Below are 12,920 nucleotides of genomic sequence, written 5' to 3' on the forward strand. Positions count from 1 at the left end.
ACGTATTGACTTTTATACAGGTTGCCGGAATAATCTATTTAAACAATAGTGGGGCAAGTTCACGGAGGCTCCGTCGCCAGGTCTGAAATTCGTGGCCGGTATTTTCAGAAACATAAGAAACTGCATTGTAGCCCGCTTCTTTTAATGTGGCAACAGCATTTTTTACGCCATCAGGACGTTCTTTGCTGCCACAGCTTATAAAAATTAATCTCGGTTTTGTTTTGTCTTTCAGCTCAGAAGGGTTGTATGTTCCGCCACTTAGCAGCGCAAAGTAGCCAAAAAGTTCGGGTTTATTAAGCGTAATGGTATGCGTCTCCATGCCGCCCATCGACAATCCCGCCATGGCACGGCCATTTGAAGTTTTTATCGTCGAAAAATTATTATCTATATACGGAATCAGCTCTTCAGTTAATAAGGTTTGAAAACCATCAATCTTAAAGTCTTTCATGCGTCCCCATTTGGTTTCATTGGTCATTCCATAGGTCATCACGATGATAAACGGCTTAATTTTCCCTTCTGCAATGAGGTTGTCCATGATCAGGTTCGCGCGGCCCTGATTACTCCAGGCCGTTTCGTCTTCACCCCATCCATGTTGCAGATACAGTACCGGAAAGCGTTGTTTATCTTTACCATAACCTGGCGGCGTATACACGTAGGCCCTGCGTGAGGAATTGGTGCTCTTTGAAGGGAAAAGTATCTGCTGCACATTTCCGTGGGCTACATTTTTATTGGCGTAAAAATCTTCATCCCTGGCCGGGATTTCAATTCCACTTTCCCAGCGTGATGAGCCAAAATAGTTCATCGCGCCTGGGTCATTGAATACGCCACCATCAATAGTCAGATGATAATAGTGGAAACCCTCATCCATTGCACCTGCAGTGGTACCAATAAAAAATCCGTCGCCCGTTTTGGTGAGTTTGGTTCCGCCTTGTCCTCCCAGACCAAGACTTACCCGGATGCTATCTGCCTGCGGCGCTTTAATGCGGAACCGCGCGTAACCTTGCGAATTGACCTGCGGGAACTCCTGTCCGGGCTGGTTGGTTACCGCAGGTTTAAAGTCTTCTGTAATCGCCACTGGGTTGGTTTGAGCCTGGCACATACCATAGTTAAGGCTTGCGCCCAGCGCGATTATCAAAAATTTGAATTTCATCATATTTGGTTGATTAAGTTGTTTAGTACGCCTTACCTTCTATATGAAACGTTAAGCAGATTTATTAAAGATAATTGATTCACTCATTTTAGGTTGCGCAGATTGTTTAGTTTTATAGCAGAAATGTTTAATGGTATTCGGATAATGTTTAGCAAATCTTTTGAAGGAACAAATTCTCTTCAATTATGCCAAATGTTCGGCTTTCTTGACCAACAAAAAAAGCGGCCTGTAAACAGACCGCCTGAACCAAAATATAATTCTATTTATTTGTTAAGTAGGGCTAATGCATTCTCTGTGTTTAAGCTGGTTTTGGTATTCGTGGCAACAAATTTGTCCATTGTCAACTTTTGTCCCTTGCCCATTACCAGCATATGGTCATTGGTTGAGCCGCTTAAGGTTAAGTCAGCCTGATCTTCAATTACGGTATACAATCCTTCAGTCTGTGAGGTTAAGTTCAGTGATGCATTTCCGCTCAGAAAAACCTGCAGGTATTGCGTATTAATTTTACCCTGTGTTTTTACTTTAGCATGATCCATGGCATGGATGCGGTAAATATCATTTACGTAAATGGTCAGTTTCGCTGTGCTGTTATCCAGAGCGGTAATCTCTAAACCATCTCCGCTTTGCATAACCTTAACTTTTCCCGTATTTTCATCTGCATAGCTAATTCCCGTACGTTTCCCCTGTATAATGGTCAGCTCTACATTTCCTTTTACTTTAATGCGTTTGAAGCTCAATACCTTTGAAGCATGAACTGGGTTGATGGTTTCAGTTGCATGAGCTGATAATACTGCAGAAGTAGATAATACCAATGCTAAAGATGATGCGAATAATGTTTTGAATAAAGTTTTCATATGCTTTAAGTTTTAATTTTTTATAATGTTTTATATTGATTGTTCTGATATTAAGACGTGCAGGCACCGGAAACGTTTCAGCGTAAATCGTAGCATTATACCAGCTTGGGAAGCTGATCGACCAACGCCTGTAATTTAAAGACAAAAAGAGGATTGTCGCTGTGGATTTTTCGCGGTTTTCTTTCTTTGAATAGATGATTATATTTCTTTTTTGCCAGTGAGGATGAGTTTTATGGTTGCCTGTGTGGTTAAGCCTTTCCGTTTGGGCAATAATCAAATCGATGTTGATCCGGAGCATAGCTTTATATAGACGATAAAGGGAATTGTGATTCTACGCAGTTTTTAGTATATTTGTGGTCTGGTATTTGTATCAGAAAAACTTTCTCCGGGGCCGTTCTTGGATTTGACGGGGTGGCGAAAGTTATGTTAGCATGCAGTGCGTTGTTCGGAGAGCACTTAAAGTGAACGATCAAATTTTAGTTGGCGAAAATACTTACGCCTTAGCTGCCTAGTTTAGAACTAGCTTAGCTTTTGTCCCTCTAACTGCTGCATTGTTGGGTTAGAACCTGGGGCATCGAAACAACAAAGCTGGCTTTAAGGAGATGCGACTTAAAGTGAGATCAAGTATCTAAGGATTTAAATAAGGTCGGTTTTCAGCCCGTTTATTTCCCGAAAATCAACTGAAAAATAAGCATGTAGAAGGTATAATTTATCTCACAACTGGACAAGGGTTCGACTCCCTTCGGCTCCACTAAAAAAACCGAACCCTAAAAGTTCGGTTTTTTTATTTATATGTAATAATGTTAATTAATTGATTTTCAGTGTATTGTTTCTTTGTTGAGACAGCCAGGGTTCGGATCCATCGAATTCCCAAATAAGCGTCCAAAGAGCAAAATAAGCTATTAATAAACTGTTATATAGTGACTCGTATCATATTAATCAAATTGCAACTCTTTTATAAACTGTTCAAATTTTGTATCAAAATCAGGACTCATTTTTATGATAGAAAATAATGCAAATATTTTGTCTAGCTGTATACATATAAGAATTGTAGCAATTAAAACTTGTTTTAAATTAAATAATAATTAAGTTTACATCTGCAAAAAGGGATAGTTAACATCCCTTTTGTCAAACAAAAACTTAATGATGCGGCAATCCGGTTACTTAGAAGACTTTATTAATGACCTGCGTTCCAATGGAAAGTATGCCTTTTCATTGACGGAGGTACGGAACAAGTTTGCACAATCAGATGAGGCGATTAAGAAGGCGCTACAGCGGCTTAAAAAGAAGAAAGAAATTGCCTTGATAAGAAATGGGTTTTATGTAGTCATCACTCCTGAATATCGGCTTAAGGGCATTCTTCCTCCATCCTTATTTGTTTCAGAGCTGATGAAGTTTTTAGAGAAAGAGTATTACGTTGGCTTATTAAATGCAGCCGCTTATTATGGAGCCGCACACCAGCAGCCGCAATCTTTTTCGGTAATCACAATGAAACCAACCTTAAGGAATATCAATAATGACAACCTGAAAATAAATTTCTACATAAAAAAGGAATGGGCAAAAAGTGATATTGTTCAAAAAAAAGTTGACACAGGATATATAAAAGTATCATCTCCGGAATTAACCGCTTTGGACTTGGTTAATTATTTTGAACAGGCTGGCGGTCTTAATAGGGTTGCAACAGTGTTGGAAGAACTCTGTGAAAGTATAGATGCTGATAAAATGCTTGACATAGCAAAACGTTATTCTCCTGTAACTGCTGTTCAACGTTTAGGCTTTCTGCTAGAAGAGATTTTGAATATACGGGATTTAACCGAACCAATAAAAGATTATTTAAAAACGGTGAATTATTTCCCGATACTATTAAGACCGCAAAAGGAAAAGCCCGAGATGGTAACCGGTAACGACTGGAAAGTTGTACAAAATTTAGAAATAGAAACAGATTTATGATTCCACAGGCATATATAACAGCATGGCGTAAGAAAGCTCCCTGGCAGGAGGATTTCCAGGTAGAACAAGATCTGATTATTGAGCGGGCTTTAATGGCAATATATAGCAATGAATATTTAAAAGAGAGATTGGCATTTAGAGGTGGAACGGCATTACATAAATTATATCTTTCACCGGCCGCAAGGTATTCTGAAGATATCGATTTAGTGCAAATCACAGCTGAACCATTCGGGCCAATTATGGATAAGCTTCGTGATGTATTATCTTTCCTGGGTGATAAACCAATACGTAAACAAAAACAACACAATAACACATTGGTATACCGCTTTGATTCAGAAGGAGGAATTCCATTGAGATTAAAGGTCGAAGTTAATTGCCGTGAACATCATACCATTTTTGGTATTAAGGGTGTAAAATATGCTATGCAGTCTGAATGGTATAAAGGTGAGGTTTCAATACCTTCGTATCAGTTAGCAAAGTTATTGGGCACTAAAATGCGTGCGCTCTATCAAAGACGAAAAGGAAGAGATCTATTTGATATGTGGTTTGCGATAACCCAAGGTAATGTCGACCCAATGGCAATTATTGAAGCATGGGAATTTTACATGAGGGAAGAGGGTAATAATGTAACAAAGAAAGAATTTCTGGAAAATATGGAAAAGAAAATCTCAGATCAAGATTTCTTGGGAGATATGGAAGGGTTGTTAAGACCTAGTCTATCTTTTAAGGTTTCTGAAGCTTACAAATTTGTAAAAGCAGAGTTGCTGGAAAAGATATAAAATGAACAAAAAACGATAGATGTGCCTTAAGTACAAAGCTGGCTTTAAGGGGATACGACTTAAAGTGATACAAAGTATCTAAGGTTATAAATAAAATAAGGTCGGTTTTCAGCCCGTTTATTTCCCGAAAATCAACTGAAAAATAAGCATGTAGAAGGTATAATTTATCTCACAACTGGACAAGGGTTCGACTCCCTTCGGCTCCACCACGAATCCTCATCAATTGATGGGGATTTTGTTTTTTTAAAGCTTTTATTGCTCGGCCATGAGACCAACCAATAAGAGCTTCAATATAATATTTACGGCTATTAATTAACCGTATATTTTTTGTAAAAAATCTTTTAAACTGGTCGGATTTCTGCCTAATAGTTGCTTTACATCACTTTTATGGGTATCGAATTCTCCGTTAGCAATTGCTCCGGAGAACCTCGCAATGTACGCTGCATCATCCTTAGAAAGACCGCTCTGTATAAGCTGCGCAATGTATGAGCTGATCTCAGGTTGGTGATAAGTGATCTTTTTTCTGGTAACATCTGATAGTAGGTCTGCTATCTCCGCGAAAGAGAAAGCGGTTTCTGCGGCGATGACATATTCTTTGTTTTCGTGGCAAGGAGTAGTGAGTATAACAGCTATCGCTTCAGCCATTTCTGCTATAGGCAAAAAGGGCGTTTTGCCGTCTCCTGCAGGGATGGAAATACCATTGTTTAATATATCCTTTCCAGAAAGAAATGGAATCATGTCAGCATACATGGTATTATTCATTAAAGTATAAGGAATGGCCATTTGCTTAAGATAATCAGCTGTGTATGCGTGATAATTAACTTCCTCACCCATTACACTTTGCTGTAAGTTTTTCATTTCAAAGCTCGTATAGATCGTATGGCTAATACCTGTTTCCTTGGCTGCATTGATAACATTTTTGTGCTGCTCAAACCTTTTGGGAATAGGTGATGACGAAGATATAAGTAGCAGCTTTTCCACGTTCTGCAAGGCCCTTTTTAAAGACTCAAAATCCTGATAGTCGCCAATTTTTATTTGAATTCCTTTTGATTGCAATTCTACCGACTTAGTTTCATCTCTTACCAATGCAGTAATATCGTTTGGGGATACTCCTCTGTTCAATAATGTATTAATGGTTGCTTTGCCTAAATTACCTGTAGCACCGGTTACTAAAATCATATTTTTTGTTTAAGATTAATTACTTTTGTGATGTAAAGAAACAAATATTGATTTTGAAAAGTTACCCTTGCCATTGATAACAAGACAAAAAGTGGTAACCTAAAAGTGACTAATGGAAAATGAATTAGATCATGCAGACTGTCCTGTTACAGCAACCATAGCGCTTTTTGGAGGGCGGTGGAAACTGCCCATTTTATATATACTTTCAAAAAATACCAGGCGATTTGGCGAAATCCAGGTAAGGATACCTGCAATTTCAAAAAAGGTGTTAACCAATCAATTGAGAGAACTAGAAGCTGATGGCCTGATCAGCAGGACACAGTATAAGGAGCTGCCTCCCCGGGTAGACTATACACTCACTGATTTTGGAAAAACCCTTTGCCCGTTGTTGATTGATATAGCAGCCTGGCAAAGGAAAAGTATTGACACGCTTACGAAGGTGAAATAAAGCTCCCATAAAATCCCTGAGCCATCAGCTTAATAGATTCTAACTATTTCATTATAGAATTAAATGATTGTGATTAGTTATTTCTATTCTTTAATTTTAATCATCGGTTAATTTTTAATAACAGATCAGATTTTTACTAACAAAATATTATACATAATGGAAAAAGAATCGAACGATATCAGCAAATGCCCGTTCCATAACGGCAGCATGAAGAGTAATGTAGCAGGTGGCGGAACCAGAAATGGAGATTGGTGGCCCAAACAGTTAAAGTTGAGTATTTTACGTCAGCATTCCAGCTTATCTAACCCAATGGATGACGGATTTGATTATGCTGAGGCTTTTAAAAGTTTAGATCTCGCTGCCTTGAAAGCAGACCTTCATGCACTGATGACTGATTCGCAGGATTGGTGGCCGGCAGATTTTGGTCACTATGGCGGTTTGTTTATCCGCATGGCCTGGCACAGTGCCGGTACTTACCGGGTGGGCGATGGCCGGGGAGGTGCTGGTGCCGGCTTACAGCGTTTTGCTCCGCTTAACAGCTGGCCAGACAATGTGAGTCTTGATAAAGCCCGCAGGTTACTTTGGCCGATTAAACAAAAATACGGTCGCAAAATTTCGTGGGCGGATTTAATGATCTTAACCGGGAATGTTGCCTTAGAATCGATGGGTTTTAAAACCTTTGGTTTTGCCGGTGGCCGTGAGGATGTTTGGGAAGCTGATGAGTCGGTATATTGGGGTTCGGAGACCACCTGGTTGGGTGGCGATCTTCGTTATGGGCATGGTTCTGATGGTGCAGATAAAGCACACGGCGTGGTGGTTACAGATGATGATGCTGATGGTGATGTACACTCGCGTAATTTAGAAAAACCACTTGCAGCCGTGCAGATGGGATTAATATATGTAAATCCTGAAGGACCGGATGGTAATCCTGACCCGATTCTTGCCGCTAAAGATATTCGTGATACTTTTGGTCGCATGGCTATGGATGATGAAGAAACGGTAGCCTTGATTGCAGGTGGGCATACTTTTGGTAAAACCCATGGGGCTGCTTCAGCAGATCATGTGGGCAAAGAGCCTGAAGCTGCCGGTATCGAGAGCCAGGGTTTTGGATGGAGCAACAGTTATGGTTCTGGTAAAGGTGCTGATGCGATTACGAGTGGATTAGAAGTGATCTGGACCACTACACCAACACAATGGAGCAATAATTTTTTCGAAAATCTTTTTGGATTTGAATGGGAATTGACAAAAAGTCCTGCTGGCGCACATCAGTGGAAAGCGATCAATGCAGATGCCATTATTCCTGATGCTTTTGATGGATCGAAAAAACACCTGCCAACCATGCTAACCACCGATCTTTCTTTAAGATTCGACCCTGCTTATGAAAAAATATCAAGACGTTTCCTGGAAAATCCTGATCAGTTTGCGGATGCATTTGCAAGAGCATGGTTTAAATTAACCCACCGTGATATGGGGCCAGTAGCACGTTACCTGGGACCAGAGGTACCACAGGAAGAATTGCTATGGCAGGATCCGATACCTGCTGTTGATCATGTATTAATCAACGAAAATGATGTTGCTGCACTGAAAGCAAAAGTATTGGCTTCCGGATTGAGTGTTTCAGAACTGGTTTCTACGGCATGGGCTTCTGCCTCTACCTTCCGTGGTTCTGATAAACGCGGTGGTGCTAATGGCGCAAGGATCCGTTTGGCGCCGCAAAAAGATTGGGCCGTTAACAATCCACCGCAATTGCAAAAAGTGCTGGGTGTATTGGAAGGAATTCAAAATGAATTTAATGCAGCACAACTTGATGGCAAAAAAGTATCATTGGCCGATTTAATTGTGTTGGCAGGTGTTGCTGCAGTAGAAAAAGCGGCTACCGATGCCGGACATTCAGTTATGGTACCATTTACACCTGGCCGGATGGATGCTTCGCAAGCGCAGACTGACATAGAATCTTTTGGTTATTTAGAGCCGGCCGCTGATGGTTTCCGTAACTATCGTAAATCTAAATCTCCGGTTCCTACTGAAGAATTCCTGATTGATAAAGCTCAGCTACTTACTTTAACAGCACCTGAATTAACGGTACTAGTAGGTGGTTTGCGTGCAATGGATGCTAATTTCGATGGGTCTAAAAATGGCGTGCTGACTACAAAACCAGGTCAGCTGACCAACGACTTCTTTGTCAATTTATTAGATATGGAAACCGCCTGGAAAGCCATTGCGGATGATAAGGAGCTATATATGGGAATCAGCCGTTCAACTGGTCAGCCAAAATGGACCGCAACCCGTGCCGATCTGGTATTTGGTTCTAACGCAGAGCTTAGGGCAATTGCTGAGGTTTATGCCAGTGCTGATGCACAAGATAAATTTGTGAAAGACTTTGTGGCTACCTGGAATAAAGTCATGAATTTAGATCGTTTTGATTTAAATTAATTAGAAATACAAAGCAAATTTATAAAGAGGCTGTATTGTAGATTGTAATTCACTTCGGTTTGTCACGTTGAGCCTGTCGAAACGCCTTTTAGGTCATTTAAAACAAGCCCTTCGACAAGCTCAGGATGACAATTCTATCTATAATACCGCCTCTTTAATTTATATTATCACATTTTTATCATTGGTCTGATACCAATATCACTTTGCAGTATCTGCTTTTCCATCACCCAAATAAAAAATATTAAAATATTTTTTATTTGTAAAAACAATTCTCAAACTGATTTGTCTTATAAGCTCATTAGTTTGTTTGGTTTAGTTTTATTCTGTGGATGCAAATAAAACAAAATAATTGGCCTCATAGAAATATGAGGCTTTCTAGTTTATATATGGTGCTGTTACAATCGCATCATTATCGATGTTGAATCATTTCTTCTTCACGAAAATTAATAGAGTTTATCTTGATCAGTTAATTTTTTTTATCGAATTCTTGAAAATATGTCTAAATATTTGAATGATAGCTGTTTAGTGTATAGCTGTTTTTTATTTTTCTGGATTATTCACTCAAAAATTTCAGTTTTTGTCAAAGTAATTATACTGTAATTTAAGTTGTACGCAAATGTATTTCTAGTATTCTAAATATTATTCTTCATTTTGTGATAAAATATCTAATATTGACTTGATAAAACGATTTATCAGTAACCAAATATGACGGTGAGCTCAGGCATTTATTTCGTTTCGCTAGCAATTTATGTCTTTGTATTTTAGATTGCTGTAGTTGTAATCCATTTGTATAGGATCTTCGATCACGCAAAAGTTTACTCAAAGCCTGCCGATTGTAAGGAATGATGAATCGCTTTCGCTGCTGGCAGCTGATTATACTATTAACTAACCAATTACTAAACCTAAACCAATGAAAATTAATCTACTTAAGATTTCAGGGCTTGCTGTGCTTTTAGTGCTCAATAGTCCTGCTTTTTCGATGAATCCGGTTGTTGAAAAACCCGAGGGGTTTTCCGGCCCAGATATGCCTTTGGCGCATATCCAAAACAGAAAGGTAATTACAGGAACCGTGTTGGACGAAAAAAACATGCCTATTCCGGGAGTTGGCATCAAAAACATTTCGTCAGGTAAAACCGCTGTAACTGATGACACTGGTAAGTTCAGCATTGAAGCCAATACAAACGACGTAATCCGTTTCTCTTATATAGGCTATCAAAATAAAGATGTTACTGTGGGCAGTGAAGCTAACATCAGCGTTAAAATGGCGCCCGCCGAAGCCAACAAGCTAGATGAAGTGGTGGTGATTGGTTATGGGTCGGTGAAAAAAACAGACCTAACAGGATCTGTTGGTGTGGTTAAAGCAAGTGAACTTCAGGAACGTCCGTCTTCATCATTAAACCAGGCATTAGCCGGCCGTATTTCTGGTGTGCAGGTAAATACCAACTCTGGTAGACCGGGCGGGCAGACGAATATCAAAATCCGTGGATTTAGTTCAATTAATACAAGTAACAATCCGCTTTATGTAGTAGATGGTGTGGCTTTGCCGGTAGGGTCGCAAACACAGAATAGTAACGCTATCGATTACATTAACCCAAGCGATATCGCTTCAGTAGAGGTACTAAAGGATGCTTCTTCGACGGCCATCTACGGTGCAAGGGGCGCAAACGGGGTAATTTTAATTACCACTAAAAAAGGTACAGCAAATCTTCAACGCATTACCTATGATGCGGATTTTGGTATCAATACCCTGGCAGCACACCATGTTAAGATGCTTGATGCTTACGAGTATGTTAAAGTACAGGACCTGGCTTACGAAAATATCAAAGTTTACGATCCGGTAGGTTGGGCAGCAGGCAGTTATGCCTCCACACCTGTTCCCAAAGCCGCCAGGATTGCCTTGCCGCAATTTTTTGACAGCAATGGAAATCCATTATATAATACTGACTGGTTAAAAGAATCTACTCAGAATAAACTTTCACAAAATCACCAGCTGGGTTTTACAGGTGGAAACGAAAACAGCACTTATGGTGTTTTTGCAGGCTATCGCGATGACCAGGGGCTTTTACTAAATTCTTATTTAAAACGTTATTCGGGCCGGTTTAATTTTGATAGTAAAATTAAACCATGGTTAAAGGTTGGCGGTAATTTGAGCTACAATAACCAAAATGAAAACATTGTTGATCAAGGTACGGGCGGCTTAAATTCAGTGCGTATGATAACAGAAGCATTCCCTTTTCTGCCCATTAAACTGGCAGATGGCAAGTGGGGCGATAATAAGCTGATTCCATGGGCAGAAGGAGGCTCCAATCCGGTACACATTTTAACTGATCAAAAATATGGTATGGTTACCCAAACTGCTTTGGGGAGTATTTATTCTACCATTAGCTTTAGCAAAGATTTAGAGTTCCGTACCCAGTTAGGGGCCAATATTGTAAGCCGTAACATTAACGAATACAATGCGAAACAATTATACGGGATCTCTGATGGACAGAATGGAACGGCAAATGTAACCAACGATCGGGAAACCTTCTGGTCATTAGAAAACTATTTAACCTATAACAAACGTTTTGCCGAATCGCATGCCATTAATGCTTTATTGGGGATCTCCTGGCAGGCGACCAACTTCTTCAGCAATACCAGCCATGCCGAGAATTTTGTAACCGATTTTTATGGAAACAATAACATGGGCTCCGGAAGTAAATCGATTACAGTAGGTTCCAGCCGGAACAGATCAGCTTTTAACTCTTATTTCGGAAGATTAAACTATGCTTTTAAAGATAAATACCTGGTTACTTTTACCGGTAGGGTAGATGGATCATCCAAATTCGGAGATAACCATAAATTCGCCTTTTTCCCTTCGGCAGCATTGGCCTGGAAAGCCTCAGACGAAGATTTTCTTAAAGGAAACAAAACCATCTCTAACTTAAAACTAAGAACCAGTTATGGTTTAAGTGGTAACTCAGAGCTTCCTGCCTATCAGTCGCTCGCTACATTGGTGAATAATGCTGCTATTATTAACGATAGCAGGGTAACGGGCATTGGTATCGGCAGGTTGGCCAATCCGGACCTGGTTTGGGAAAAAACAGCACAGGTTGATGCAGGTTTAGAATTAGGCTTGTTTAACAACCGCATTAATTTAGAGGCTGATCTTTATTATAGAAAAACAACCGATATGTTATTGGATGCCCCGGTTCCGCGTACCACAGGGTATTCAGTAATCAGAAAAAATATCGGGTCAATGCAGAACAAAGGTTTAGATTTAGGAATCAATACGGTAAACATACAAACAGACAATTTTACCTGGAAAACCAGCTTCAATATCTCCCTTAACCGCAACAAAGTACTTTCTTTGGCCACTCCTGATGATATTTTTGGGGTGGGTAATCCAAATTTCACCAACCAGACGGGTATTATCAGGGTTGGTGAGCCAGTGGGGTCTTTCTGGGGATTGGTACGTTTAGGTACCTGGAGCGAGGCTGAAAGAGCAGAAGCTGCCAAATTTGTGAGTTACCGTGGTGGTAAAACCTTGCTTCCCGGAGATATTAAATATTTAGATGTAAACGGAGACCACGCCATTACAGATGCAGACCGTCAGATTATTGGGAATGGAACACCGAAAGGCTGGGGGTCGTTAGGTAACTCCTTTCGTTATAAAAACTTAGAGCTGATTGTAGAACTTCAATATTCTTATGGTAATGATGTGTTGAATATGACCCATCATTCAGGTGAAGACAGACAGGTACAGGCCAATAGTTTTGCCAGCGTACTAAATGCCTGGACACCTCAGAATCAAAATACACCAATTGCCGCCATCAGAGATCAGTCTGCCGGATATGTAACTAACGTAGATACCCATTGGTTAGAAGACGGTTCTTTCATCCGTGGAAAAAACCTTTTACTGGGTTATACTTTTGATAAAACACTTGTCGAAAAATTACGCTTAAGCAAACTCCGTGTTTATGCATCTGTCCAGAATTTCTTCCTGGCCACCAAATATACCGGTAACGATCCTGAGGTAACTACTTATGGAAACGCATTTGCACAAGGTCAGACATTTTTCGATTATCCAAAGCCAACTACTTTCATGGTAGGTTTAAACATTGGATTATAAACATTAACCAACTAAA

The 12,920-nt window shown here is 39.9% G+C and carries 8 protein-coding genes and 1 other RNA gene; 6 read left to right on the forward strand and 3 right to left on the reverse strand.

The features are described 5' to 3' along the window. Positions 1–34: 34 nt before the first annotated feature. Positions 35–1,153, reverse strand: coding sequence for an alpha/beta hydrolase-fold protein (locus tag ABEG20_RS01015; RefSeq protein ID WP_406825562.1), 1,119 nt, complete (start codon positions 1,151–1,153; stop codon positions 35–37). 260 nt (positions 1,154–1,413) lie between these two features. Further along, the gene (locus tag ABEG20_RS01020) at positions 1,414–2,004 is read right to left on the reverse strand and encodes a GIN domain-containing protein (RefSeq protein WP_406825563.1); all 591 of its coding nucleotides are present in this window, start codon (positions 2,002–2,004) and stop codon (positions 1,414–1,416) included. A 387-nt stretch (positions 2,005–2,391) separates the two neighbouring features. Between ABEG20_RS01020 and ssrA the strand changes: the two genes are divergently transcribed. From ssrA to ABEG20_RS01035, 3 genes are all read left to right on the forward strand, one after another. Beyond that, positions 2,392–2,758, forward strand: a transfer-messenger RNA (tmRNA) gene (ssrA, locus tag ABEG20_RS01025). A 389-nt stretch (positions 2,759–3,147) separates the two neighbouring features. Continuing rightward, complete coding sequence (locus ABEG20_RS01030; protein WP_406825564.1) at positions 3,148–3,954, forward strand: type IV toxin-antitoxin system AbiEi family antitoxin; 807 nt, start codon at positions 3,148–3,150, stop codon at positions 3,952–3,954. Further along, on the forward strand, positions 3,951–4,733 hold the full coding sequence (locus ABEG20_RS01035; RefSeq protein ID WP_406825565.1) for a nucleotidyl transferase AbiEii/AbiGii toxin family protein: 783 nt from the start codon (positions 3,951–3,953) through the stop codon (positions 4,731–4,733). The genes ABEG20_RS01030 and ABEG20_RS01035 overlap by 4 nt, the downstream gene beginning before the upstream one ends. 312 nt (positions 4,734–5,045) lie before the next feature. On the opposite strand, the gene ABEG20_RS01040 is transcribed toward ABEG20_RS01035, so the two are convergent. Continuing rightward, entirely contained in the window at positions 5,046–5,912 is an 867-nt protein-coding gene (locus ABEG20_RS01040) for an SDR family oxidoreductase (protein WP_406825566.1), read from the reverse strand. Between the two features lie 112 nt (positions 5,913–6,024). Between ABEG20_RS01040 and ABEG20_RS01045 the strand changes: the two genes are divergently transcribed. From ABEG20_RS01045 to ABEG20_RS01055, 3 genes are all read left to right on the forward strand, one after another. Beyond that, positions 6,025–6,360: a winged helix-turn-helix transcriptional regulator gene (locus ABEG20_RS01045; RefSeq protein WP_406825567.1), complete on the forward strand. Its 336-nt coding sequence runs from the start codon at positions 6,025–6,027 to the stop codon at positions 6,358–6,360. A gap of 156 nt (positions 6,361–6,516) precedes the next feature. After that, entirely contained in the window at positions 6,517–8,793 is a 2,277-nt protein-coding gene (katG, locus tag ABEG20_RS01050; protein WP_406825568.1) for a catalase/peroxidase HPI, read from the forward strand. 910 nt (positions 8,794–9,703) lie between these two features. Next, positions 9,704–12,904 carry a SusC/RagA family TonB-linked outer membrane protein gene (locus ABEG20_RS01055; protein WP_406825569.1) on the forward strand — a complete coding sequence of 1,067 codons (3,201 nt, stop codon included), beginning with the start codon at positions 9,704–9,706 and terminating at the stop codon, positions 12,902–12,904. Positions 12,905–12,920 lie beyond the last annotated feature (16 nt).

The sequence above is a fragment of the Pedobacter sp. KACC 23697 genome (assembly GCF_045348445.1).
GTDB lineage: Bacteria > Bacteroidota > Bacteroidia > Sphingobacteriales > Sphingobacteriaceae > Pedobacter.